Annotated in this window: 24 protein-coding genes and 1 other RNA gene (1 of these 25 running past the window's edge); 2 read left to right on the top strand and 23 right to left on the bottom strand. The window is 51.9% G+C overall.

What is annotated here, in order from left to right:
• The 14 genes from tyrS to rodA form a co-directional block, all read right to left on the bottom strand.
• A protein-coding gene (gene tyrS / locus U5L07_14090) for a tyrosine--tRNA ligase (GenBank protein ID MDZ7832879.1) crosses the window boundary here: on the bottom strand, positions 1–661 show its 5' portion. 629 nt of this gene lie to the left of the window's left edge; the window shows 661 of its 1,290 coding nt (coding positions 1–661); its start codon is at positions 659–661; its stop codon lies beyond the left edge, outside the window.
• Between the two features lie 9 nt (positions 662–670).
• Positions 671–2,233 carry a ribonuclease Y gene (gene rny / locus U5L07_14085; protein ID MDZ7832878.1) on the bottom strand — a complete coding sequence of 521 codons (1,563 nt, stop codon included), beginning with the start codon at positions 2,231–2,233 and terminating at the stop codon, positions 671–673.
• Between the two features lie 181 nt (positions 2,234–2,414).
• Positions 2,415–2,593, bottom strand: a non-coding RNA gene (gene ssrS / locus U5L07_14080) — 6S RNA.
• Positions 2,594–2,680: 87 nt separating this feature from the next.
• Positions 2,681–2,974 carry a cell division protein ZapA gene (locus tag U5L07_14075; protein ID MDZ7832877.1) on the bottom strand — a complete coding sequence of 98 codons (294 nt, stop codon included), beginning with the start codon at positions 2,972–2,974 and terminating at the stop codon, positions 2,681–2,683.
• Positions 2,975–3,007: 33 nt separating this feature from the next.
• On the bottom strand, positions 3,008–3,259 hold the full coding sequence (locus U5L07_14070) for a cell division protein ZapB (GenBank protein ID MDZ7832876.1): 252 nt from the start codon (positions 3,257–3,259) through the stop codon (positions 3,008–3,010).
• A gap of 57 nt (positions 3,260–3,316) precedes the next feature.
• Complete coding sequence (locus tag U5L07_14065; protein MDZ7832875.1) at positions 3,317–4,066, bottom strand: NTP transferase domain-containing protein; 750 nt, start codon at positions 4,064–4,066, stop codon at positions 3,317–3,319.
• Positions 4,067–4,159: 93 nt separating this feature from the next.
• Positions 4,160–4,576 (bottom strand): F0F1 ATP synthase subunit epsilon, encoded by a 417-nt coding sequence (locus tag U5L07_14060; GenBank protein ID MDZ7832874.1) that lies wholly within the window; start codon positions 4,574–4,576, stop codon positions 4,160–4,162.
• A gap of 21 nt (positions 4,577–4,597) precedes the next feature.
• Complete coding sequence (gene atpD / locus U5L07_14055; protein ID MDZ7832873.1) at positions 4,598–6,013, bottom strand: F0F1 ATP synthase subunit beta; 1,416 nt, start codon at positions 6,011–6,013, stop codon at positions 4,598–4,600.
• A 41-nt stretch (positions 6,014–6,054) separates the two neighbouring features.
• Positions 6,055–6,951: an ATP synthase F1 subunit gamma gene (gene atpG, locus U5L07_14050; GenBank protein MDZ7832872.1), complete on the bottom strand. Its 897-nt coding sequence runs from the start codon at positions 6,949–6,951 to the stop codon at positions 6,055–6,057.
• A 21-nt stretch (positions 6,952–6,972) separates the two neighbouring features.
• Positions 6,973–8,490, bottom strand: a complete 1,518-nt coding sequence (gene atpA, locus U5L07_14045) for a F0F1 ATP synthase subunit alpha (GenBank protein MDZ7832871.1) — start codon at positions 8,488–8,490, stop codon at positions 6,973–6,975.
• On the bottom strand, positions 8,490–9,041 hold the full coding sequence (gene atpH, locus U5L07_14040; protein ID MDZ7832870.1) for an ATP synthase F1 subunit delta: 552 nt from the start codon (positions 9,039–9,041) through the stop codon (positions 8,490–8,492). Before atpH ends, atpA begins: the two co-directional genes overlap by 1 nt.
• Entirely contained in the window at positions 9,038–9,631 is a 594-nt protein-coding gene (atpF, locus tag U5L07_14035) for a F0F1 ATP synthase subunit B (protein MDZ7832869.1), read from the bottom strand. Before atpF ends, atpH begins: the two co-directional genes overlap by 4 nt.
• Entirely contained in the window at positions 9,631–10,056 is a 426-nt protein-coding gene (locus U5L07_14030; GenBank protein MDZ7832868.1) for an ATPase, read from the bottom strand. Before U5L07_14030 ends, atpF begins: the two co-directional genes overlap by 1 nt.
• A 242-nt stretch (positions 10,057–10,298) precedes the next feature.
• A complete protein-coding gene (gene rodA / locus U5L07_14025) occupies positions 10,299–11,489 on the bottom strand; it encodes a rod shape-determining protein RodA (protein MDZ7832867.1) in 1,191 nt (396 codons plus the stop codon).
• Between the two features lie 192 nt (positions 11,490–11,681).
• Here rodA and U5L07_14020 point away from each other — a divergent pair, with 192 nt between their 5' ends.
• Positions 11,682–12,788, top strand: a complete 1,107-nt coding sequence (locus tag U5L07_14020) for a DUF362 domain-containing protein (GenBank protein MDZ7832866.1) — start codon at positions 11,682–11,684, stop codon at positions 12,786–12,788.
• Positions 12,789–12,795: 7 nt separating this feature from the next.
• Here U5L07_14020 and U5L07_14015 read toward each other — a convergent pair whose 3' ends face one another.
• The gene (locus tag U5L07_14015; GenBank protein MDZ7832865.1) at positions 12,796–14,145 is read right to left on the bottom strand and encodes an acyl-CoA dehydrogenase family protein; all 1,350 of its coding nucleotides are present in this window, start codon (positions 14,143–14,145) and stop codon (positions 12,796–12,798) included.
• A 287-nt stretch (positions 14,146–14,432) separates the two neighbouring features.
• Between U5L07_14015 and U5L07_14010 the strand changes: the two genes are divergently transcribed.
• Positions 14,433–14,678 (top strand): hypothetical protein, encoded by a 246-nt coding sequence (locus tag U5L07_14010; GenBank protein ID MDZ7832864.1) that lies wholly within the window; start codon positions 14,433–14,435, stop codon positions 14,676–14,678.
• Positions 14,679–14,767: 89 nt separating this feature from the next.
• On the opposite strand, the gene U5L07_14005 is transcribed toward U5L07_14010, so the two are convergent.
• The 8 genes from U5L07_14005 to U5L07_13970 all read right to left on the bottom strand — a co-directional run bounded on the left by U5L07_14005 (position 14,768) and on the right by U5L07_13970 (position 24,648).
• Positions 14,768–16,489 carry a glutamine--tRNA ligase/YqeY domain fusion protein gene (locus tag U5L07_14005; protein MDZ7832863.1) on the bottom strand — a complete coding sequence of 574 codons (1,722 nt, stop codon included), beginning with the start codon at positions 16,487–16,489 and terminating at the stop codon, positions 14,768–14,770.
• 7 nt (positions 16,490–16,496) lie between these two features.
• Positions 16,497–18,347 carry a penicillin-binding protein 2 gene (gene mrdA / locus U5L07_14000; GenBank protein MDZ7832862.1) on the bottom strand — a complete coding sequence of 617 codons (1,851 nt, stop codon included), beginning with the start codon at positions 18,345–18,347 and terminating at the stop codon, positions 16,497–16,499.
• A gap of 24 nt (positions 18,348–18,371) precedes the next feature.
• Positions 18,372–18,872: a hypothetical protein gene (locus U5L07_13995; GenBank protein MDZ7832861.1), complete on the bottom strand. Its 501-nt coding sequence runs from the start codon at positions 18,870–18,872 to the stop codon at positions 18,372–18,374.
• Positions 18,872–19,708, bottom strand: a complete 837-nt coding sequence (gene mreC / locus U5L07_13990) for a rod shape-determining protein MreC (protein MDZ7832860.1) — start codon at positions 19,706–19,708, stop codon at positions 18,872–18,874. Before mreC ends, U5L07_13995 begins: the two co-directional genes overlap by 1 nt.
• Before the next feature lie 3 nt (positions 19,709–19,711).
• Complete coding sequence (locus U5L07_13985) at positions 19,712–20,749, bottom strand: rod shape-determining protein (GenBank protein MDZ7832859.1); 1,038 nt, start codon at positions 20,747–20,749, stop codon at positions 19,712–19,714.
• A gap of 119 nt (positions 20,750–20,868) precedes the next feature.
• Positions 20,869–21,939: a serine hydrolase domain-containing protein gene (locus tag U5L07_13980; GenBank protein MDZ7832858.1), complete on the bottom strand. Its 1,071-nt coding sequence runs from the start codon at positions 21,937–21,939 to the stop codon at positions 20,869–20,871.
• The gene (locus tag U5L07_13975) at positions 21,936–22,880 is read right to left on the bottom strand and encodes an LD-carboxypeptidase (protein MDZ7832857.1); all 945 of its coding nucleotides are present in this window, start codon (positions 22,878–22,880) and stop codon (positions 21,936–21,938) included. The genes U5L07_13980 and U5L07_13975 overlap by 4 nt, the downstream gene beginning before the upstream one ends.
• A 112-nt stretch (positions 22,881–22,992) precedes the next feature.
• The gene (locus tag U5L07_13970; GenBank protein ID MDZ7832856.1) at positions 22,993–24,648 is read right to left on the bottom strand and encodes a CTP synthase; all 1,656 of its coding nucleotides are present in this window, start codon (positions 24,646–24,648) and stop codon (positions 22,993–22,995) included.

Genomic DNA, 24,648 nt, shown 5'->3' with positions numbered 1-24,648 from the left:
GGGGAAACGTAATCCCATAGGCCTCTTCCTGGCGCATCCGGCGGATCAGTTCAATACCGGCCACGATATTGCCCCATTGGTCGCTGCCCCCCATTTGCACGCGGCAGCCATAGTCATCGAATAATTTCAAAAAATCATAGGCCTGAAGCAGCATGTAATTGAATTCAATAAAATTTAGCCCTTCTTCAGATTCCAGCCGCGCCCGGTAGCTCTCCGCCTTGATCATGCGGTTAACGGAAAAATGCCGTCCAATATCCCGGAGAAAAGGGATATACTCCAGTCCCACGAGCCAGTCCGCATTATTGACCATTTTGGCGCTGCCCCCGGAAAAATCAATAAAACGGGATAGCTGCCGCTTAATGCCGGCGGCATTCTCTTCGGCTGTTTCAACCGTCATGAGCTGGCGCATTTCCGTCTTACCGCTCGGATCCCCAACCAAACCGGTCCCGCCGCCAACCAGGGCAATCGGGCGGTGCCCGTTGTGCTGCATATGGGCAAGCGACATGATCGGCACCAGACTGCCCACATGAAGGCTGGGCGCTGTGGGATCAAATCCGATATAACAGGAAACATCACCGGCATTAAAATGATCGGTCAGCGCTTGATCATGCGTTGTATTTTCTACAAATCCGCGCTCGTTTAGAATATCCAGAACAGTCATGACAGCCCCTTATTTATACGCATATTCAACCGCCCGGGTCTCCCGGATGACCGTCACCTTGATCTGACCGGGAAAAGTCAGGGTCTCCTCGATTTTCTTGGCAATATCCTTGCTCATCAGGGTGGAATCCTCATCGGAAATGTTGCCGCCGTCAACGATGACCCGCAGCTCCCGCCCAGCCTGAATGGCATAGGCATTGGAGACGCCATTAAATGAATTGGCAATGCCTTCAAGCTCTTCCAGCCGCTTGATATAGTTTTCCAGGAGCTCCTTGCGGGCGCCGGGGCGGGCGCCGGACAGGCTGTCCCCGGCCTGGACCAGCAGATCGTAGACCGACTCCGGTTGCACCTCCTCGTGGTGGGCAGCGATGGCATGAACCACTTTGGCCGATTCACCGCATTTTTTGGCCAACCGGGCGCCGATTTCCGCGTGCGAGCCGTCCACCTCATGGTCTATGGCCTTGCCGATATCGTGAAGCAACCCCATGCGTTTGGCAAGCTTGACATTTAAGCCAAGTTCTGCCGCCATGGCCCCGCATAAAAATCCCACTTCAACGGAATGCTGTAGCATATTCTGCGCATAACTGGTGCGGTATTTCAGCCGGCCCAGATATTTGATCAGTTCATTGCTGATTCCATGCACCCCTAAATCAAAGGCCGCCTGGTCCCCGGCTTCCTTGATGGTGGTTTCAACCTCGTGATTGACCTTTTGGACGATATCCTCAATGCGCGCCGGATGAATCCGGCCGTCCTCAATCAGGCGGGTTAATGAAATACGGGCCACCTCCCGGCGCACCGGGTTGAACCCGGATAAAATGACCGCCTCAGGGGTGTCATCAATGATCAGATCAATACCCGTGGCGGCTTCAAGGGCGCGGATATTTCTGCCTTCCCGGCCGATGATCCGGCCCTTCATTTCATCATCCGGCAGCTGCACAACGGAAACCGTCCGTTCTGCCACGAAATCACCGGCATACCTTTGAATAGCAGACGCCATGATTTTCTTGGCCTCTTTATCCGCATTCTCCTTGGCCTCCGCGGTGATCCGTTTGACCAGTTTGGCCCCTTCGTGGCGGGCCTCATTCTCCATTGACTGAAGAAGCAGCTCCTTTGCCCCTTCCGTGGTCAGCCCGGAAATTTCTTCAAGCTGTTGGCGCTGCTGCTCTATCATATCATTGTATTTTTTCTCAAGCCCCTGGATCTCGGACTCCCTTTTCTGCAGCTCTTTTTGCTTGCGGGCGGCCTCCTTTTCCTGGAGTTCAACCTGTTCATTCTTTTTTTCTAGATTTTCTTCCTTCTGCTGAAGACGTTTTTCCTGTTTTTTTAATTCCGATCGGGATTCAGCGGTCTCGGCGTCAAAATCGCTTTTCATCTTAAAAAGCCGGTCTTTGGCCTCGAGCTGCGCCTCCTTAACCAGTGAATCTGCCTTTCGTTCGGCTGAATCAATGATCATGGCGGCCTTGTCTTCCGCATCCTTAATTTTTTGGGCGGCGAAACGTTCGCGCAGCATCTGGGACCCCAGAAAGCCTAGCGCACAGCCGACCAGAAACATAACTATATATGCACCCTCCATGGATCAACTCCCTTAGTTCAAAAATTCCGTGTGCACGGTGCCCGGACCCCTAAACAGACCACGCAGATAATTATAACGATGTTACAAGTGATTGAAATAAGTTAAATGAAGAGATGGTCGATAAACGATGATGTGGCGGAAATGCAATGAGAAGGGACTCAAAGACTTCAGTGCTAAAAAGAGAACCCCCGCCCGGCCGTGTTGAATTTACCTTGATCCATAATGATCAAGTGGGCGCCTTATAGCTTCTTTAGGCTTTTCTGTCGTCGCAGAACGTGCACACCGAAACCAGTGAAAGCTCCCTTTTAAATACGTGTTGGCTCAAGGGGTCTTGTTCAATCACGTACCCGGCAGGGGTCAGCCGTTACACCAATAAGTTAAGTCCAATCGCGTGACGCGTCAAACTTTTTTAGACAGGCCGAAACAGGAGGCAGCGGAAACCTTGTGCTAGGGGTTGATTTTATCAAGCAAATCATCCAGCTTTATTGTCCGGTCTGCCACATTGGCAAGCAGTGCCGAATGATTGGTTTTTAATTCAAAATATTGTTTGGTAATATTCAGCGCTGCGGAAACCACAATTGCCATTTTATTCGTTTTTAATACATGCCGGGGAAACTGCTCAGAGACGGTTTCAATTTCAGCCGTCAGGTGCTCGGCAATTTCCCTTGGATTTAAATGAGCTTCGTCTACTCTAAATTGAAACGTTTCCCCTAGCAGTTCAATTGTTATCAGCTGTTCCACAAAAATCCATTACGCATTGAGAGTTATCTCCTGTTACCTGCCTGCTGAATTCGTACTCAACTCATTGAGCTTGGACAAAAGTCCATCAATTTTTGACCGAATCAGTGCCTTCTGTTCTGAATATGTATTTTCCGTTTCAGTTTTTTTTCTGAGTTCTTCCTCTAATGTTTCGACCTTTTCGGCAAGCTCGGCATTCTTTGCTTCAAGCGCCTTCTGCTGATCCACCAGCTTGCCGACCTTCTGCTCAATCTCATCAAATTGGAGCATCACATCATCGATATCCAATTTTCACCTCTTCTGTTTACCTGTATAATATTTCTGAAATTTTAAAGTCAAGCCTTTTTATAAATCGCCCATCAAGGCCTCCACTTGTTTCAGGTCCGCCACCGTATTAATACCCAGCAGTTCGGATGGTTCCTTGGCTCTCATCATGCCAACCGGTGCGTTATTCGAGACAGCGATTTCAACCAGATCGGTCAGATAAAGCTCGTTCTGCGCATTGTTCGATTCCAGGCGGGCAATGGTCTGCTCCAGAAAGCCCCGGTGAATGCAATATATTCCGGAGTTTATCGTTGAGATGCCTTTTTCTGATTCCGTCGCATCAGCCTCCTCAACGATTCGGATGACATGGCCCCTTTGATCCGTGACCAGGCGCCCATATCCATGAGGATTGTCAAGGTCTACGCCCAAAAGGGTCACTGCATTCTGCGCATGTAAATGGGCACGCATCAACGCATTAAGCGTCTGTTCGGTAATCAGCGGCACATCCCCGCATAGAATCAGCACATTCTCAATATTCGGGGAAAGCTCCGGCAGCGCACACTGCACGGCATGACCGGTGCCGAGCTGTTCATGTTGATGGGCAAACCATACATCCGCTGCCTCAGCCACCGTTTGCCGGACCGCATCAGCTTGATCGCCGATGACAACAACGATATTTCGCCCGCATATATTGACTGCGGTTGAAAGAACATAGCTGATAATGGGCCGGCCGGCCAGCGGATGAAGCACCTTGGCTTTATCCGATTTCATCCGGGTGCCTTTACCGGCTGCCAGGATAATGGCTGCAATATTATCGGGTTTCGAGTCCATAGACGCTGCAGAAAAAACTTAAAAAGGGCAAATCATGCGTCACATATCCATGAATTGCCCTTTTATAGGTAAGAAAAATTAATGAAATTAACTTCAACCGCGACTGGTTTCAGCGAGTTCGATACGCTCCATCGCCCGGTACATGGCAGTGCGGGCGCGTTCAAAATTAATATTCTCTGCCTTTTCTTCCGCCATTCTTGTTTGGGCCCTTTCCAGGGCCGCTTTTGCCCGGTCAAGATCGATTTCGCTGCGGCGCTCCGCTGATTCGGCAAGCACGGTGACCCGGTCCGGCAGGGCCTCTGCAAAGCCGCCGCTGACAAACAGCTCACGCTCTTTGCCGCTGGTATCCTTATAATGCAGCCGGCCGATTCTAAGGGACGTTAAAAAGGGCGTATGTCCGCGCAAAACACCAAATTCCCCTAAAGAGCCGGGTGCCATCACGATCTGGGCATCCTCGCTGACCACGTACTTTTCCGGTGTTACCACCTCAAGCTTTATATTTTCAGCCATCTGTCGTATTCCTCAGTTTATTTATTCAGAAGACATTTTCTTGGCTTTTTCAACCGCTTCCTCAATGGTGCCGACCAGATAGAAGGATTGTTCGGGCAGATCATCATGCTTGCCATCGACGATTTCCTTAAACCCGCGAACCGTATCCTCGATTTTTACATAGGCCCCCTTCAAACCGGTAAAAGTTTCGGCCACATGAAAGGGCTGAGACAGAAAGCGCTGCATTTTCCGGGCGCGGCCCACCGTGATTTTATCCTCATCAGAGAGCTCCTCCATACCCAAAATAGCAATAATATCCTGAAGCTCTTTGTATTTCTGAAGAATCTGCTGAACCTCACGGGCCACTGAGTAATGCTCTTCGCCGATGTAGGCCGCATCAAGAATCCGGGAGGTGGAGTCCAGGGGGTCCACTGCGGGATAAATCCCAAGCTCTGCAATCTGCCGGGAAAGAACCACCGTTCCGTCCAAGTGGGCGAAGGTGGTCGCCGGCGCCGGGTCGGTCAAGTCGTCTGCCGGGACGTACACACACTGAACCGCGGTAATCGAGCCCTTGTCCGTGGAGGTGATCCGTTCCTGAAGCTCACCGAGTTCAACCGCCAGCGTGGGCTGATAACCGACCGCCGAAGGCATACGACCGAGCAGCGAGGAGACTTCCTGGCCGGCCTGGGTAAACCGGAAGATGTTGTCGATAAAGATCAACACGTCCTGCCCCTCTTCATCCCGATAGTATTCGGCTTCTGTCAAAGCGGAAAGCGCCACCCGGGCCCGGGCACCCGGCGGCTCGGTCATCTGGCCGTAAACCAGGGAGGCTTTCGGCAGAACACCTGAGTCTTTCATTTCGTGATAGAGGTCATTTCCTTCCCGGGTCCTTTCCCCGACACCGGCAAACACAGAAATACCGCCGTGCTGCATGGCGATATTGTTGACCATTTCCATCATGATGACGGTTTTGCCGACACCGGCACCCCCGAAAAGTCCCATCTTACCACCGCGGGGGAACGGAACCAGCAGGTCAATAACCTTGACCCCGGTTTCCAGCACATTAACCGATGTGTCCTGCTCGGTGAATTTTGGCGCCAGCCGATGAATCGGCATCATTTTCTGGCTGTCAACAGGCCCCAAACCGTCCACCGGTCGCCCGACAACGTTTAAAACCCGGCCAAGGGCCGCCTCGCCAACCGGCATTTTGATCGGACTGCCCGTATCCTTAACCCGAGCGCCCCGAACCAGACCATCTGTAACATCCATTGCGATGGTTCGAACCACATTATCGCCCAAATGCTGGGCAACTTCCACTACCAAATTGTCTTCTTCATCGTTAATGGTGGGATTGGTAATGAGAAGCGCGGTCATCATTTCAGGGAGTTTTCCCTGTTCGAACTCTACGTCGACAACAGGTCCCAATACCTGTGTAATTTTCCCGATGTTTTCTGCCATGGATAGACCTCCTCAAACTATATAAGGCGTAATATTATTGTTTAACCTTTTAATGCTTCGGCACCGCCGACAATATCCATCAGTTCCATTGTAATAGCCGCCTGCCGGGCCTTGTTGTAAGTCAGGGTCAGGCTCTCAATCATATCATCACATGCCTGGGTGGCGTTATCCATTGCCTTCATTCGTGCGGCATGCTCACTGGTCGAGGTTTCAAGCAGTGCATTGTACAACTGAATATATACGTTTCTGGGCAGCATTTCATTTAACAATTCATCCGGCGATGGTTCAATGATATGCTCAGCCATATACGGGGCGCTCTCGTCGGCTGCCTCGGCGGTTTCCCCGGGCTCAATCACCGGTATGGGCAGCAGCTGTTTGATGGCTGGCGGCTGGCTGGCCATACCCTTGAATTGGGCATATACCACATAAACCTCATCATAGGATTCATTCAAAAATGCATTGATCAGCTCCTGGCCGGCAGTAGAGGCCACGTTAAATCCGAACCTGCCCCCGACAACCCCCAGATATTCCTTATCCCGCTGAAACTTGTGTTTACGGCACCAATCCCGACCTTTTTTGCCAAAATTCGTGAAACTGATTTTGTGGCCCCGGCCCAATTTTTCATTGGCAAACTCTTCTGCCGTCTCAATTAGATGCGTATTAAAGCCGCCGCACAGGCCCCGATCCGATGTCATCAGCACGATGTGCGTATTACTGGTTTCTTCCGGTGCCACCAACAAGGGGCTGCTCTCTTCCCCGGCTTTATCGGCAATGTTGCCCAGTACCTCGGAGAATTTTTCAGCATAGGGCCGAAACGATTCCATGGCGGATTGGGCGCCTTTCAATTTTGAAGACGCCACCATATTCATGGCCCGGGTAATCTTTTTGGTCTTCTTGACACTTTGAATTTTTGCCTGGACTTCTTTTAACGACGCCATAAATCTCTGCCTTATCAGCTATTATTTGATTGTGTCCTTGAATTCATCCCCATACTCTTCGAATGCCTTCTGCATTTTCTGATCAATTTCGTCCGTGAGCTCTCGCTTTTCTTGGAGGCCTTCCAAAATATCCGGATAGCGGGATTCAATAAACTGATAGAGCCCGGCTTCATATTTGGCCAGCACACCCAACGGCAGATTGTCCAGATAGCCCTTGGTACCGGCATAAATGATGGACACCTGTTTTTCAAGCGGCAACGGCTGATACTGCGGCTGCTTCAAAATTTCAACCAGGCGCTCACCCCGGGTGAGCTGCTTCTGGGTGGCGGCATCCAGGTCGGAGCCAAAAGCGGCAAATGATTCAAGCTCCCGGTATTGGGCCAGATCGAGGCGAAGTGTACCCGCGACCTGCTTCATGGCTTTTTCCTGGGCGGCACCGCCGACCCGGGAAACCGAAAGCCCAACGTTAATGGCGGGCCGCACACCGGCAAAGAAAAGCGCGGGTTCCAGATAAATCTGCCCGTCGGTAATTGAAATAACGTTTGTGGGAATATATGCGGAAACGTCGCCGGCCTGTGTCTCAATGATTGGAAGTGCGGTCAGGGAGCCGGCGCCCAGTTCGTCATTTAATTTCGACGCGCGCTCGAGCAGGCGGGAGTGGTTGTAGAAAATATCGCCGGGATAGGCTTCACGGCCGGGCGGACGTCGCATCAGCAGGGATACCTGGCGATAGGCGGCCGCCTGTTTGGAAAGGTCGTCATAGATAATCAGGGCGTGCTTGCCGTTATCCCGAAAATACTCGCCCATAGCGCATCCGGCATATGGCGCGACATACTGCTGGGTGGCCGGGTCACTGGCGCAGGCGGCAACAACAGTAGTATACTCCATGGCGCCGTATTTCTCAAGCACCGCCACAACCTGGGCGACGGATGATTTCTTCTGGCCGCAGGCCACATAGATACAATAGACGTCGGTATCTTTCTGGGCCAGAATGGCATCAACGGCCACAGCGGTTTTTCCGATCTGGCGGTCGCCGATGATCAGCTCGCGCTGCCCGCGGCCAACCGGTGTCATGGCGTCGATGGCCTTAAGACCGGTATAACAGGGTTCATGAACGCTTTTTCGGTCGATAACACCGGGCGCTACTTTTTCAACCCGCCGTGTCTCGCTGGCTTCGATCGGCCCCTTGCCGTCAAGCGGTTCACCGACAGCTGAGACCACGCGGCCAAGAACGGCATCGCCCACCGGGACCTCGGCAATGCGGCCGGTCCGCTTGACAATGGCGCCTTCCTTGATCTCAGTGTCTTCACCCATAATGGCAACACCCACATTGTCTTCCTCAAGGTTCATTGCCAATCCGAGCACACCATTTGGAAATTCAACAAGTTCGAGTGCCTGAACCTGCTCGAGTCCATAAACGCGGGCGATGCCGTCACCAACGGATAAGACCACGCCGGTTTCACTCAGTTCAACCTTCTTGTCAAATTCCTGAATCTGATCCTTAATAATTTGACTGATTTCTTCGGCTTTTATTTCCATTAGACCCTCTCACCCCTTTTTAATGATTCTCTCATATTTTCCAACTGCGTCTTTATACTTCCATCCAGAACCAGATCCCCGATTTTGGTGACAACCCCGCCAATAATGCTCGGATCCTGTTCTGACTCCAACACAACGTCTTTCCCGGTCATCTTTGAGAGCGCATTGCGGATTTCTTCGAATTTTTCATCGGACAGTTCGGTGGCCGAAACCAGATTGGCCCGCACGATGCCTTTCAGCTCATCCGCCAGCTTGTTATAGTTGGCGGCTATCTGGCGAATATAGGGAATACGCCCCTTATTGAACAGCAGGATCAAAAATGAGCGCATCACATTTGAGATTTTCACCGCATCAATTACCGCTGTAAACACCTTCCGCCGATTCTCGGCGCTGTACAAAGGATTGGTGATCATCGGCTCAAGCTCTTCCTGTTGATCAAACAGCTCGATAAATCCATCGAGCTCCTCCCTGTAGGTTTCAGCCTGTCCGTCATCCTTGGCGATCAGCATCAAGGCTTTTGCATAACGTCTGGCAATCGCAGAACTTCTCACTTTTTCACCACCTCATTTAAGTATTCATCAATTAGTTGGCTCTGGTCGTCTTCTGTAATGCGACTTTTAAGCTTCTCCTCAGCTTTGGCAAACGCCTTTTCAAGCACATCGACCTCAAGCTGCTTTTTGGCCTGATTGAATTCGTGATCAATGGTCCGGCGGGCCTGCTCCTCCAATTTGGCGGCAGAGGCTTCGGCTTCCTTGAGAATTTTTTCCCGGGCCGCTTCGCCCTGTTTTTTATACTGCTCGATGATCTGTTCAGATTCTTCGGTGAGTTTGGCCAACCGTTCGTTATATTCCGCCAACTTTTTCTCGGCTGCCTTCTTTTTTTCCTCAAGATCCGCTAATTGTTCCTGAATCCCTTTAATGCGGCCGCTTAAAAATTGAGAGGCAGGTTTTCGCAGGAGGAAAATCAACAGGGCAAGCAGGACGGCAAAATTCATGACCCGGTAGGTGTCGGTGGCTTGCCATCCGCCGCCGCCATCACCGCCGCTTGCAGCGAGGACCGCGGTTGGCAGAATAAGCAGCAGGCATAGCAGCAAAGTAGTAAGCAGTGGTCGTGATTGGCGCAATACCCCTTTCAATGTCATTAAACCGCCCTCCCCAGAATTTTCTGGCTGATATCATCAGCAAATTTATCCACCTCAGCCTCCAAGGACTGCCGGGCCGATTCCATGTCTCTGGCAATCTGTTCCCGGACTTTGGCCAGATCCTGGCGGGCTCTTTCATTGATCTCCTCGATCTTTTCTTTTTCAAGGGCCCTGGCCTCATTTTCAAGGGTCACCTTTTCCTCAACCCCTTTGGCCCGGGCCTCTTTCAGTCCGTCCTTGATGGCCTGATCCTTGTCGACCACATCCTGTTCAAAACGCTCGATACCCGTTTCAAGCCCTTCTACTTTTTCAGTCCGTTGGTTGATAATTCCCCGAATGGGCCGGTAAAGAACAAGGTTTAACGCCCATATCAATACAACAAAATTGATGATCTGAATGATGAGCGTGTAGTCGATACTTACCATAAATTTATCCCCCGCAATTTGACCGATCGTCCATAAATGTTTCCCTGGATGACAAACTTCATATATCCTTAAATTTAAGCAAAAAGAACTATCACCAAACAGTTACATTTGTCAAAACTTTTTTGAAAAATTTTGTCCGCTAGGGCCCGTGTGCCGCCGTTTATCCAAACACCGTCCGCTGCCCTAAAAATCATACCTAAAAACCTATGCGTGTCGGTTGCTGCTGGTGGGGTATCAAACGCCTAATCTTTCATGAATTTTCGCATACTAATATTCATTAGCAGTCCCAGCCCGATAAAGCTGGTAAGTATGGAGGACCCCCCATAGCTCATCAGCGGCAGCGGCATGCCGACCACCGGCATGATGCCGATCACCATCCCGATGTTGGTAAATACCTGCCAGAAAAACATGGCCGTAATACCGACCGCCAAAATAGCCCCGAATTTATCCCGGCACGCATAGGCGACATTAAGCCCGAAAGCAATCAAAAACAGATAGAGAAACAGTACGGCAAAGGACCCCACAAACCCCCATTCTTCGGCCAGAACCGAAAAGATGAAGTCCGTATGCTGCTCCGGCAAAAAGGCAAGCATCTTCTGCGTGCCGTCTAAATAGCCCTTGCCAAACAGCATGCCCGAGCCCACGGCAATTTTGGATTGCCGGATATGATAGCCGGCACCCAGCGGATCGCGGTTGGGAAAAATAAGTGTCAGAATGCGCTCCTGCTGATAAGGCTCCAATAGATTCCATCCCAGCGGCAGGGTCACGGCAATCACCAGGATAAAAAAAACCAGGGTTTTTCGTTCAATTTTGGCAAAAATAACCATGGTTGCAGCGATTAAAGCAATGGTGCCCGCGGTGCCCAGGTCCGGCTGGGCGGCCACCAATAGGAAGGGGATGCCGGTTAGTACCATCGGGGGAATCAAGTCTTTCAAATCAAGCCCCGCCGGCTTGACCGCACTGGCAAGGTATTTGGCCAGGATGATTATCACACCGAGCTTGACCGGCTCAGAGGGCTGCAAAGTAAATGGGCCGATGGCGAGCCAGCGGGTGGATCCGCCGACATGCTTGCCAAAAACAAAGACCAGCAGCAGCAGCCCCACGCATCCTATATATATTATCAGGGACCATTGGTCCAGGTGCTTATAGTTAAATAAAAACACGGCAACCATAACCAGAAACCCCAGAGAAAGCCATACCATCTGCTTATAATACAGAATACTACGGATCTCGCTGGTCTGGACGGCGCTATAGAGCAGCAGCAGCCCTATGCCGGCAATCAGCAGGGCAATCAGCAAAAGGCCCCAGTCAAAGTACTGAATCAATCGTCGGTCAAACATCAGGAAATATAAAAACGAGAAAATTTTGTCGACAAATGGGACGGCGGCCGGGCCGTCCATGAAAAAAGACTTGATGCGCGCGGGTATTGCCATATCGCAATCCGGCTGTTATTGCAAGCTTTAACCGGTCTTTAACCGGACTTAACCATACCGTAGCAACTTAGCGGCTTGATCCGGCCGGTTCCTGTCTGCTATATAAAACATGGATCATTCGCTCAATTTAGGTTTAAGATAACATATAAAAGCCCGCTAACTGATTCGCCGGGCAGAAGATAAGGAGGAACAATGGCCAGCAATGTATTTTTTATCGATTTCAAAGCGTCCTATAAGGAAAACTTCATCACCAAATTAAAAGGCCTCATGGATAAGGCCGGGATGCCGAAATGCATCAAAAAACGGGATCTGGTCGCGCTGAAGCTCCACTTCGGCGAACTGGGCAATACCGCATTTATCCGGCCCGTCTATATCCGGCACATCGTTGACGCCATTAAGGCCGCGGGCGCCTCTCCGTTCCTGACAGATGCGAACACCCTCTATGCCGGCTCGCGGGGCAATGCGGTGGATCACCTGAAGACGGCAACGGAAAACGGATTCGCCTATTCGGTGGTTAATGCGCCGCTGGTAATTGCCGACGGACTGCGGGGCAAGTCGGAAACCGCGGTTGCCGTTGATCAAAAAAACTGCAAGGCCGTCTATATTGGCTCGGAAATTATTGAGGCGGATGCGCTGATTTCTGTTGCCCACTTTAAAGGCCATGAGCTATCCGGCTTTGGCGGGGCCATTAAGAATGTGGGCATGGGCTGCGCCTCAAGACGCGGAAAAATGGATCAGCATTCGGGTGTTTCGCCCAAGGTGAAGCAGAAAAAATGTGTGGGCTGCGGGGAATGCGCCCTGCACTGCGCCCAGGAAGCCATTTATTTTGTGGAGGAAAAAGCCAAAATCAATCCGGAAAAATGTGTGGGCTGCGGGGAATGCATTCTGGTTTGCGAAACCGGCGCGGTTCAAATCCAATGGAATCAGTCCATCCCCCGATTTCTGGAATACATGGCGGAGTATACCCATGGGATATTAAAGGATAAGCCGGATAAGAGCTTTTTCATCAATTTTATTAACCATGTCTCGCCTGCCTGCGACTGTCCCCCATATAACGATGCCCCGATTGTCCGGGACATCGGGATCGCCGCCTCAACCGATCCGGTGGCCCTGGATCAGGCCTGCGTGGATCTGGTCAACCAGGAACCCGCGCTGCCCGATTCCTGCATCAAGCACAACCAGGGCCCCGGAGAGGATAAATTCAAGGGGCTTTACCCGAAAGTGGACTGGCCGATTCAACTCGATTATGCAGAAGAAATCGGCCTGGGCACACGGGCATATGAACTGATAAGACTCTGATTACGCCCTATTCCGCTTTTTCCGCTGTATTTTTAAACGCTGTTTTGGGGAAAAAGCAATAGGGGCATTGCTCGGGCGGCTCTTCACCGTAATGGACATATCCGCACATCCGGCAGCGCCAGGCAGTTGTTTCCGCATCATTCGGCTGATTTACGGTATCCGGTTCCCGCTCAATGTGCAGCGGCAAATCTTCCAGGGCCGGCATCACCGGCTGATAGGTGTGCATCGCATGCCCCGAGACGATCAGCCGCTGGACTTCACTGGTGCCTTCGTAAATACGAAAAAGCCGGGTATCGCGCAGCAGTTTTTCTATGGGAAACATCTTGGTATAGCCGTAGCCGCCGAAAATTTGAAGCGCCTCATTGGCCACCTCAAGCGCAGCCTCCGAGGCATACATCTTGGCAATGGAGGCATTAATGGTCGGATCAATGCCCTTGTCCGCCTCCCATGCGGCCTTCCAAGTCAGCAGGCGGGATGTCTCCACTTTTTGATACATCTCGGCGATTTTGAACTGAAGCGATTGGAAGTTGGCGATCTTTGAGCCAAAGGCCTGGCGCTTTTTGACATAATCAATGGCATATTCCATGGCCGAGCGGGCCGCGCCAACAGAAAACGCCCCGATGGCCGGGCGCGTGCGGGAAAACGTCTTCATGGCCAGGTAAAACCCCTGCCCCGGTTCAGCCAGCACATTCTCCTTGGGCACGCGCACATTATCAAAATGGATGCCTACGGTGTTGGAGCAGCGCTGACCCATTTTAGGGATGGTTTTCCCCACCTTGACGCCTTCCCAGTCCCGCTCCACCAGAAACGCGCAGATGCCTTTATGCTGGGACTTGGGATCGGTGGTGGCAAAAATGGAATAGTAGTCCGCAATCCCGCCGTTGGTCACCCAGTATTTGGTGCCGTTTAAAACATAATCCTCTCCATCCGGGGTGGCTTTGCAGCGGATGCCGGACACATCGGAGCCCATGGTGGGCTCAGAGGTGGCAAAACTGATCAGCTTGAATTCATTTGCGATTTTCGGAAGGTATTTTTGTTTGGCCGTTTCATTTTCGGATAAGATCAAGGGCTCCATGCCGAGGGAGTTGTCAAACACGGACGTGGCAATGCCCGGGCAGGCGGCGGCAATCTCTTCGGTGACAAGCACGCCTTCAACGATGCCATATCCTTTGCCGCCGTATTGTTCCGGAATGTCCATGCTGGAAATACCGGCGTCATAGGCGGCCCGAAGCACTTTCAAGGGCACCTCATCGATTTCATCGTAATACGCAGCCACCGGCAAAACATGCTCAAGAGCAAATTTACGCGCCTTTTGCTGCAATTCCACCTGCTGATCCGTTAACTGAAAATCAAGCATTCTCGCCTCCTGCCCCAAAAATGGTTGGTCTGATCATAAAAAATTGCGTTCCCGGGCCCATCGCATTATCTGCTGAGTCATCATAAATCATGCATTAAAAATCGTGCATTAAACTCCAATATAAATTGCGCGGCGGGGATTTCAAAGAATATAATTTACTTTTGTATCATTAATCTGCCTGATCTCAAACCCAAAAATCACCGGTCGGTGATTTGCCAAAGCCTTAATGCGGCATTATCATTTGCTTATTTAGGATTTAGAAAAACCGCAGATAAGGAGGAAAGACGATGGACAAGAGTGAATTATGCCAAAAAATTAAGGAAATTTATCCGGATATCGGAGAATGCGGTATTGACGTGGATGTCAATTATGATGACGACCAAGACCGCTGGACGGTGGATTTAAAAAAGGATCAGCATCACCTGAAAACCTTTTTGGAGGAAGGGGACGCGGAGCTCTGTATGCAGGGCAAGCAATGCGTCAGCCTGGGCATTGAAATCGCCCAGTTAAAGGACAATGTTTCAAAAATGTAGACGACAAAGCATATGCCCCGGCCGGAGACAAAGTATATTCTCTGACCGGGGCATAGGCATCTCGGACGCAATTATCGTAGCCATCAAAATTAGGCTTTTTGCTGCTTACCCTGCTGTTGCTTCTTAATCTTAGCCCATTGATCGCGCAATGTGACAATGCGGTTAAAAACCAGATGCTCAGGCTTTGAGTACTTCATATCCTGACAAAAATACCCCAGCCGCTCAAACTGGCACTGGGCGCCGAATTCTGATTCAGCCAGTGCGGGTTCCAGCTTGGCGCCATTTAGGATTTCCAGCGATTCGGGATTCAAGACGGATTTAAAATCCGATTCAGCCGCCGGATTTTCAACTGTGAACAGATGGTTGTAAAGTCGGATTTCCGCATCAACGGCATGGTTCGCCGACACCCAGTGAAGGGTGGATTTTACCTTTCGCCCGTCCGGGGAATCCCCGCCCCGGGTTTTTGGATCATAGGTGCAGCGCAGCTCGATGACCTCGCCGTTTTCATCCTTAATCACGTCTGTGCAGGTGATAAAATAGGCATATCTGAGGCGCACCTCGCGGCCCGGGGCCAGCCGGAAAAATTTCTTGGGCGGCTCTTCCATAAAATCCTCTTTTTCAATAAAGAGCTCCCGGGAAAACGGAATCTGCCGGGTGCCCATGGCCGCATCCTCGGGGTTGTTGATCGCTTCCAGGGTCTCTGTTTCCCCCTCCGGATAGTTTTCAATTACCACCTTAAGCGGCCGCAGAACCCCCATAAAACGGGGCGCCCGTTTATTCAGATCCTCGCGGATGCAGTACTCAAGAAGGGCCAGATCCACCATGCTGTCCCGCTTGGCCACGCCGATCCGGTCGCAAAAATTGCGTATTGCGGCCGGCGTATAGCCGCGCCGACGGAATCCGGATATGGTGGGCATCCGGGGATCATCCCAGCCGTCCACATAGCCGCCCTCAACCAGTTCGATCAGCTTCCGCTTGCTAAGCACTGTGTAGGAGAGATTCAGCCGGGCAAATTCGATCTGCTGCGGATGATAGACCTCGAGTGTATCAAGTATCCAATCATAGAGCTCCCGGTTGTTTTCAAACTCTACCGTACAGATGGAATGCGTGATCCCCTCGAGCGAATCCGAGAGGCAGTGGGCAAAATCATACATGGGATAAATATGCCACTTCTCGCCGGTGCGATGATGGGCCCGCCTGCGTATCCGGTACAGGGTGGGATCGCGCATGATGACATTGGGCGATTCCATATCAATCTTTGCCCGCAGCACACATTCGCCCTCTTCAAACTCTCCGGCGGCCATCCGCTTGAACAGATCTAAATTCTCATCAACCGACCGGCTGCGGTATGGGCTCTCTTTTCCGGGCTCTGTGAGCGTGCCCCGGTGCGCGCGGATCTCTTCCGGGCTTAAACTGTCAACATAGGCTTTGCCGGATTTTATAAGGATCAAGGCATATTCATAGAGTTTATCAAAATAATCAGAAGCAAAATACAGATGCCCCTTCCAGTCAAAGCCCAGCCATCTGACATCTTCTTTTATGGAATCCACGTATGTCACATTTTCCTTTAACGGGTTGGTATCATCAAAGCGCAGATGGCACGTGCCGCCGAATTCCTCGGCAAAACCGAAATTGAGGCAAATGGATTTGGCATGGCCGATATGGAGATAGCCGTTAGGCTCCGGCGGAAACCGGGTAACCACCCGGCCGCCGTATTTGCCGGAACTGGTATCCGCCTCAATGATCTGTCGAATAAAATTCGAGGGTACGGAAGATCCGGATGGGGATATATCTTTAGAATCATCTGTCATCTTGATGTCACTCCTTTACATGCTTATCCGAAGACTTTAAATAATTTCGCATCAGTTTGCCGGCAATAGGCCCGGCACCGCTGGATCCGTGCTCGCCGTGTTCAACCAGCACGGAAACCGCAATCTTCGGTTCATCTGACGGGGCATAGCCGATAAACCAGGCATGGGGTTTATACCGGTCTTCCAGATTTTCCTGGCGTTTTTCACCTTTCTTGCGGCTAATGATCTGGGCGGTACCGGTTTTTCCGCTGATCTCGATCGACTTATCCCGTACATGCCAGTAGGCGGTTCCATGCCTGGCATTAACCGCCCGCCAAAGCCCTTTGCGAATTATGCGCAGGGTTTTTTGACTGGCCGGCAGGCGCCCGTTTATTATCGTTTGGCCCGATTTTACCCGTTTGCCCTCCACTGTTTCAATGCTTCTTAGAATGCTCGGCTGATACCGGATGCCCCCATTGGCCACCGCTGAAATAAGTACCGCCATCTGCAGAGGCGTTACCAGATTATACCCTTGACCGATGGCAATTGACAGGGTCTCGCCCCCCTGCCACGGCACGCCGTAGCGCCTGAGCTTCCACTGGGAGGTGGGTATCAACCCGTCCGCCTCCCCATCCAGGCGTATCCCGCTAGATCTTCCCAGGCCGCAGCCGCGGGCATATTTGGCCAATGTGTCCACCCCCAGGCGTCTGCCCATTTGGTAAAAAAACACGTCGCATGATTGAGAAATCGCGTGAATCAGATCCAAATGGCCATGCCCGATTTCCTTCCAGCAATGATACAACCGGTTACCATACTGATAATGACCGGGACAATAAATCTCTTCTTCGGTGTTGACAGCACCCGCTTCCAATGCCGCCATGGCGGTGACAATTTTATAAGTGGACGCCGGCGGATATTCCCCCTGGATAACCTTATTCACCATGGGCTGCTTGGGGTTGGCAAGCAAAGCATGCCATTCTTTGCTGCTCATCCCCTCCACGAAACGGTTCTGGTTAAACCCCGGGCTGCTCACCATGGCCAGAACCTCACCGGAATTGGGATCCATCGCCACCACAGCCCCGCTCTTATCCCCCAGAAGCGATTCAGCCATTTGCTGAAGTTCATAATCAATGGTCAGGTAAACATTGTGCCCGGGCTCGGCCCGGACTTGATCCAGCACATCAACAATTTGCCCCCCCGCGTTTACCTGCACAATCCGACCGCCCGGGGTTCCGGCAAGATAGGACTCAAATGCCTTTTCCACGCCAAAACGGCCGACATAATCGCCTGTATACCTTTTATTGAATGCACTTTTTCGGATTTCCGCCGGGTTTACTTCGCCCAAATACCCCAGCAAATGGGCGGCCAATGAGGGATGCAAATAATGGCGGCGGGCCCTTGCCTCAATGTTAACCCCCGGCAATTCGAACCGATGCGAGGAAATGGCCGCCATGGTATTGCGGTCAATATCCTCCTGGATCAGCACCGGCTCATATCCCCCATCGGCCTTTTCAATCCGGGACCGGATATCTTCCGGGTCTTTTTTCAAATAGGTACAAAGCTTTTCAACTGTCTGATCCAGTGGTTTCGCATCCTTTTCCACAATACTTAAATTAAATGAGGGGCGATTTTCCACCAGCAGATGGCCGCTGCGATCATATATCAGGCCCCGAAAGGCATTGATATGCTGCCGCCGGATGCAGTTGTCCTTGGCCAGAGCATAATAATGCTCCCCTTTAATAATCTGCATATAAAGGAGCCTTATGCCCAGCACCAGAAAGGCCGCTACCATAAAGCACATAAACCCGAAGATCCGGTTCCGGTACCAGTCCGTATCAACCCGTTGAAAATATTTTTGAAGCTGACTGGGCGGCGTCATTTACAAACAACCTGTCTAGAGATATTATCGGGTGGCCCGGATATGATCCACGCCGGCAGATACGGCGGTAAACACCCGAAAAATCAGGGGAGCGGTTAAAAGCACCCAGATTAACTGCACGATGACCAGTTGAACCGAGTTAATCAGAACCGCCGGATCCGGATGGGCCAGCATGAGCAGCAGGCAGAAGAGCAAATTCTCAACAAAAACGCCCACCGCGGTGCAGGCGGTGAACAAAAACGTCTCCTGGGCCTGAAAGTAGGCGGCAATATTTCGAAAAATAAGAAAAACAGTCATAAAGACGGCCATATAAATGCCATTCGGCGCCCCGGAGACCGTATCCATCAAAAACCCGATAATCAGAACCATCGAAATCCCGGCGGATAGACTCCGGAACAGGCTCAGATAAACCACAAACGGAATTAGAATGTCGTAGAAAGCGATAATATCCGGAAAATCAGACAGGATCGCTGTGTGCAGCCCCACCAAAATGATCCCAAAAATTAAATAAACAACATCGCGCATCAGTTCTCAGCAACTTCGTAATCCGGCGGGTTCAGCAGCACCATAACCTCTTCCAGGGTTTTGAAATCAATAAACGGGGTAATTTCAACATCCTGAAAAAGACCGGCATTGCGGCGCACCACTTTGGAGACGCGCCCGATCCGAAACCCTTTGGGATATAACTGATCAAATCCGGAGGATATGACAATGTCATCGATCCGGACTTCCTTCTTCCTGAGCGTATAGTCAAACAGGCATTTCCCGTTATCCGCGCCTCTGGCGATACCTCTCGCCCGGCTGCGCTGAATCATCGCGTCAACCGAGCTGTTTCGATCAACAATCAGCAAGACTTTGGCATGATCGGCGGTCGCATGCAAGACATGCCCGACAATGCCCTTGGCGGTCAGTACCGGATTCTGGGCTCTTACCCCGTCCGCAGTGCCTTTATTAATTACGATGGTCCGGTACCAGGGGGATGGATCCCTGGCAATCACCTCTGCCGCCAGATACTCAAATGACCTCTGCTGTTTTAAGCGGACAAGCTCCCGGAGCCGTTCATTGGCCAGCGCTACCTCACGGCACTTATGGTTGGCCTGTTTGGCCTGCGCCAGCTCTTTTTGCAGCCTTTCGTTTTCATAGCCCACAGACACCAGCCAAAAGTAGTGTTCCCAAAGGTCATCCACAAATTCCACGGATGAATGCAAAACCTCCTGCACCGGGGCGACAAAAAAAATCGCCGCCCTTGCGGCGGCTTCGTAAACAGCGGAGCTGCGAATCATATCAATGGAGAAGACGAGCGCATTTAAGGCGATCAGAATGATCGCCCCGGCAACGACCATCGATTTTTTTGAAAACATGAATCAGTCGATAACTACCTGTTTGAGGATTTCAATGCTGTTTAATGTTTTCCCGGATCCAAGGGCGACAGTGGATAAAGGGTCATCGGTGACTGTAATCGGAAGCCCGGTCTCCTCACGCAGCAGTTTATCCAGATTTTTCAGGCAGGCGCCGCCGCCGGTGAGGACGATGCCGCGGTCGACAATATCTGCGGCCAGTTCCGGAGGGGTCTGCTCCAGGGCTATCTTTGTGGTTTCAACAATCGCATCAATCTGTTCGGAGATCGCCACCCGGATCTCCTCTGAGTCAATGGCAAGGATCTTGGGAATCCCGGAAACCAGGTCCCGGCCTTTTACCTCAATGGTTTCATAATTTTCAGAATCCGGATAAGCGTTGCCGATGGTGGTTTTTATAATTTCCGCGGTCCGCTCCCCGATTAAGAGGTTATACTTGCGTTTCACATACTGCATGATGGCGGCATCCATCTTATCCCCGGCCACCCGGATTGACCGGCTGTAGACAATCCCTGCCAAAGAGATCACCGCGACTTCGGTCGTTCCGCCGCCGATATCCACCACCATGTTACAGGTGGGCTCGGTAATCGGCATGCCCGCACCAATGGCCGCAGCCATCGGCTCTTCAATCAGAAACACCTCTCTGGCGCCGGCGGATTCGGCGGCTTCTTTGACCGCGCGTTTTTCAACAGGCGTAATTCCAGTGGGAACGGCAATCACGATCCGGGGCCGGACAAATGACCGGCGGTTGTGAACTTTGCAGATAAAATGGCGGAGCATGGCCTCGGTCACGTCGAAGTCCGCAATCACCCCGTCATGCATGGGACGGATAGCCACAATATTTCCGGGTGTTCGGCCAAGCATATTCTTGGCCTCGAGACCGACCGCCAGCACCCGATTTTTCATGCGATTGTCCGTTCGAACAGCCACAACCGATGGTTCACTTAGAACAATCCCCTTGCCGCGCACATAGACCAGGGTGTTGGCTGTGCCCAGATCTATCGCCAAATCATTTGAAAAAACCCCCAATAATGCATCAAGAAACACCGTGTCGCCTCCTTTTAAGCCCGATAACCGTTTTGTCCGCCCAGAATTAAGTCTTATGGCTAACAGAAACGCGGGGGCATAGCAAGCACAAAAATGGATCGGATAATTCCTGAAATCCCTTAAATACAAGCCATCAGCGTATTGTGCAGAAGCGGACGAAACTGCCTGATGGCCTCATTATCCCGGCGGGGATGAATCCGGTTGGTGAGCAGCACAATGATAATGGCATGATCCAGCGCCATCCAGAAAGAGGTCCCGGTAAACCCCAGATGCCCCACGCTTGCCTCCCTGTCGAAATATTCGCCCGCACTTGAGCCTTTTTCAGCGGGCATATCAAATCCCAGAGCGCGATCATAGGAGTGATAGCGGCTCAGAAACCGGCGCAGCAGGGAAGGCGCAAACAGCCCGGCAGCCCCGCCAACCCCCTGCAGCAGATGCGCAAGCAATGCATGGACCGCCTCTGCCGTGCCGAATAATCCGGCATGCCCTGAAACCCCGCCCAATGCATAGGCATTCTCATCGTGGACTTCCCCTTCCAGTACCCGATTGCGCCACGTACAGTCCTCTGTAGCGGCAAAAGCCCTGTCCGGCGATCCATCGCAAACATCAATAAAAAATAGATCCTTAATCCCAAGCGGCTGATAAACCTCCCGGGTGACAAACTTATCCAAACCGCAGCCGGCAATCTTTTCAATCAAGAGGTGCAGCAGCATAAACCCGAGATCGCTGTATAGCGTTTTTTGGCCTCTGGGACAGGCCGGCAGCTCATTCTGCAGAAGCTCATAGAGCCTGTCTTTTCTTTGGTTCAGTGGATGGGCGCACAGCTCATGGTAGTAAGGACGGTAGTCCGGCAGACCGGATACATGCGCCAGCAAATGGGCCACCCGCATGCCGGCTTTATCCGTATTTTCGAACTCCGGAAGTATGTCGGCCACCGGCTGATCAATGGTTAAATCATTCTGCTGAACGAGTTTCATGACGGCAAGCGTGGTGGCCAGCGGCTTGGTTAATGAGGCCAGGTCAAAGACAATGTCGCCGGTCATTGGCCGGCCGGTAAAAATATTGGCAACACCGTAGGCCTTAAAAAAACGGATGCTGCCGGAATCGGCAACAAGCAAAACCCCGCCGGGAAACACCCGGTCGGCAATCGCCTGCCGCATCAGCCCGTCTGCATGATCCATTCGACTCATGCCAAACCGGCATCAGGCGCTGCTTTTCCGGCAGCCTTCAGAGTTTTATGGAAAAACCGGGAATGGTAGGTCAGGGTGCCGCTACCGGCATCGAGTGTAGCCTCGACGCCGATGGGCAGCATCATGTTGCACGGACCATGGCCGGCAGGCATGCCGCCTAATACGGGAACGGACAGATCGGAAAACATCTCCTCTGCAATGGCATGGATCTCTTCGGGCGTACCGCAATTGATGAAATTTCCCAAAATCACCCCCTGAACATGAGCCAGTTTGCCGGCCATTTTGAACTGGGTCAGCATCCGGTCTATCCGATACGGGGCCTCGCCAATATCCTCAATAAATAATAGCTTTCCGGAAAAGTCCGGCTCAAAGGGCGTACCGATCAGGTGAGCCAGGGTAGTGAGATTCCCCCCCGCCACAGGGCCCGAGCCTCGTCCCGGCCGGATCACATGCACGGGCTCCGCCTTCACCGTCCAGACCCCGGGCATCTTAAATATTTCAATCGCCGCCCGGCACGATGCCTCATCCGCATCGGCAAATGATACAACCATCGGGCCATGAAAAACCGGCATGTCGCAGCGCTCGGTGAGCGCGGCCAAAAGGGCCGTGATATCACTGGAGCCGACAAACGGTTTGGGATGGGCCCGGATCAGGGAATAATCGATCAGCGGCAGAATCCGAAGCGACCCATAGCCGCCCCTGGCGCACCAGACGGCCTGAACGCCGGAATCGGCAAACAATTCATTGATCAGCCGGGCGCGCTGGGCGTCAGAGCCTGCCAGGAATCCCGCGCGATCACAAATTTCCGTGGGAATGCGCAGCCGGAAGCCCTGGTTTTCCAGAAACCTGACGCCGGATTCGAATCGGGTTTTATCAAACGGGCTGGCCGGGGCAACAATGCCAATGGTATCCCCGGGCGTTATCGGGTTCAGGGAATGCATTTCAGAAATGCTCTGATATTAAGGACGTGATGGTCAAATGCAATTTAAAACAGCGTCGCGGATTTCTTTCATTAGGCGGCTTTCCCAAAGTATCGCGGACGAGGAAAACGATTTACGGCGAATCGGCTGCTAAACAATTGTCCAGGGACGCCTTGATAAAATCTCTGAACAACGGATGCGAGGTCATGGGCCGGGATTTAAATTCCGGGTGAAACTGGCAGCCCAGAAACCAGGGATGATCTTTTAACTCCACGATTTCCACCAGATCGCCCTTAGGGGATAAACCGCTGAACACCAGACCGCTGTCAGCCAGTTTTTGCATAAACTCGTTATTAAATTCATACCGATGCCGGTGGCGCTCGGAAATCTTGTTTGACTGGTACGCCTTATATGCCAGCGAATCCTTTATCGGCAGATGGCAAGGATAGGCGCCAAGCCGCATGGTGGCCCCTTTATCCGAATTCACATCCCGTTTCTGAATGGTTTGCGTCTTTTCATCAAACCACTCCCGCATCAAATATATCACCGGAAACTCAGTTGATTCGTCAAATTCAGAGCTGTGGGCCTTCTGGATGCCCACCACGTGGCGGGCGAATTCTACCACCGCGAGCTGCATGCCCAGACAGATACCAAAATACGGGACATTGTTCTCCCGGGCGTGTCGGATGGCCAGTATTTTTCCCTCCACCCCGCGGGCGCCGAAACCGCCGGGCACCAGAATTCCGTCCGCAGAGGCCAGTGAATCAGCCACATTCTCGGCGGTCAGGGTGCTTGAGTCGATAAACAGAAGCTCAACCCTGGCGTCATTATAAACGCCGGCATGAAACAAAGCTTCATTCAGGCTTTTATAGGATTCGGTCAAATCCGTGTATTTGCCCACCACAGCGATCTGGACCCGATGCTTGAGATTGTTGATACGTCTCAGCAAATCGTGCCATTTTTCGAGCCGCGGCGCCCCCGTCCAGACATTTAAAACCTCAAGAACCTTATCATCCAGATTTTCCTGATTAAAATTCAGCGGCACTTCATAGATGCAGTCCACATCTTTGGCTGTGATCACCGCATCCTGGCCCACATTACAAAAAAGGGCAATCTTTGCCTTGATATCTGAGGAAAGGAAGCGCCCGGTGCGGCACAAGATGATATCCGGCTGGATACCGATACTTCTCAGTTCCTTGACGCTGTGCTGGGTGGGCTTGGTTTTAACCTCCCCCGCAGTGGATATGTATGGCACAAAGGTAAGATGGATATATATGACATTTTCCTTGCCCACATCGAACCGGAACTGCCGAATGGCTTCAAGAAAGGGCAGACTCTCGATATCCCCGATGGTACCGCCGATTTCCACGATAACGATATCGGCATCCTGGGCGGTCTGTATAATGCCCTGCTTGATTTCATCCGTAATATGGGGAATGACCTGAACCGTACCGCCCAGATAATCCCCGCGGCGTTCCTTTTGGATCACCGAATCGTATATTTTTCCGGTGGTGAAGTTGTTGTCTGCGCTCAACCGCACGTTAACGAATCGTTCATAGTGGCCCAGATCGAGATCCGTCTCTGTACCGTCATCCGTGACAAACACCTCGCCATGCTGAAAAGGATTCATGGTGCCGGGATCCACATTGATATAGGGATCAAGTTTCAGCAGGGTAACGGTCAGTCCCCTGGACTCAAGCAGCGCCCCGATGGAAGCAGAGGCCAGTCCCTTGCCAAGCGAGGAAAGCACCCCGCCGGTCACAAAAATAAATTTGGGTTTGCCTGCCAT

This window comes from Desulfobacterales bacterium, assembly GCA_034520365.1.
GTDB lineage: Bacteria > Desulfobacterota > Desulfobacteria > Desulfobacterales > Desulfosalsimonadaceae > M55B175.
Note: the sequence above shows the minus strand (reverse complement) of the source record. Positions and strands in the feature narration are given on the sequence as shown.

Bases quoted from the DNA above. Each gene is read 5' to 3' on its own strand.
- rny (MDZ7832878.1), bottom strand. From the start codon at position 2,233: ATGGAGGGTGCATATATAGTTATGTTTCTGGTCGGCTGTGCGCTAGGC.
- U5L07_14065 (MDZ7832875.1), bottom strand. From the start codon at position 4,066: ATGGACTCGAAACCCGATAATATTGCAGCCATTATCCTGGCAGCCGGT.
- U5L07_14060 (MDZ7832874.1), bottom strand. From the start codon at position 4,576: ATGGCTGAAAATATAAAGCTTGAGGTGGTAACACCGGAAAAGTACGTG.
- atpD (MDZ7832873.1), bottom strand. From the start codon at position 6,013: ATGGCAGAAAACATCGGGAAAATTACACAGGTATTGGGACCTGTTGTC.
- atpG (MDZ7832872.1), bottom strand. From the start codon at position 6,951: ATGGCGTCGTTAAAAGAAGTCCAGGCAAAAATTCAAAGTGTCAAGAAG.
- atpA (MDZ7832871.1), bottom strand. From the start codon at position 8,490: ATGGAAATAAAAGCCGAAGAAATCAGTCAAATTATTAAGGATCAGATT.
- atpF (MDZ7832869.1), bottom strand. From the start codon at position 9,631: ATGACATTGAAAGGGGTATTGCGCCAATCACGACCACTGCTTACTACT.
- U5L07_14030 (MDZ7832868.1), bottom strand. From the start codon at position 10,056: ATGGTAAGTATCGACTACACGCTCATCATTCAGATCATCAATTTTGTT.
- rodA (MDZ7832867.1), bottom strand. From the start codon at position 11,489: ATGGCAATACCCGCGCGCATCAAGTCTTTTTTCATGGACGGCCCGGCC.
- U5L07_14020 (MDZ7832866.1), top strand. From the start codon at position 11,682: ATGGCCAGCAATGTATTTTTTATCGATTTCAAAGCGTCCTATAAGGAA.
- U5L07_14015 (MDZ7832865.1), bottom strand. From the start codon at position 14,145: ATGCTTGATTTTCAGTTAACGGATCAGCAGGTGGAATTGCAGCAAAAG.
- U5L07_14010 (MDZ7832864.1), top strand. From the start codon at position 14,433: ATGGACAAGAGTGAATTATGCCAAAAAATTAAGGAAATTTATCCGGAT.
- U5L07_14005 (MDZ7832863.1), bottom strand. From the start codon at position 16,489: ATGACAGATGATTCTAAAGATATATCCCCATCCGGATCTTCCGTACCC.
- mrdA (MDZ7832862.1), bottom strand. From the start codon at position 18,347: ATGACGCCGCCCAGTCAGCTTCAAAAATATTTTCAACGGGTTGATACG.
- U5L07_13995 (MDZ7832861.1), bottom strand. From the start codon at position 18,872: ATGCGCGATGTTGTTTATTTAATTTTTGGGATCATTTTGGTGGGGCTG.
- mreC (MDZ7832860.1), bottom strand. From the start codon at position 19,708: ATGTTTTCAAAAAAATCGATGGTCGTTGCCGGGGCGATCATTCTGATC.
- U5L07_13980 (MDZ7832858.1), bottom strand. From the start codon at position 21,939: ATGAGTCGAATGGATCATGCAGACGGGCTGATGCGGCAGGCGATTGCC.
- U5L07_13975 (MDZ7832857.1), bottom strand. From the start codon at position 22,880: ATGCATTCCCTGAACCCGATAACGCCCGGGGATACCATTGGCATTGTT.
- U5L07_13970 (MDZ7832856.1), bottom strand. From the start codon at position 24,648: ATGGCAGGCAAACCCAAATTTATTTTTGTGACCGGCGGGGTGCTTTCC.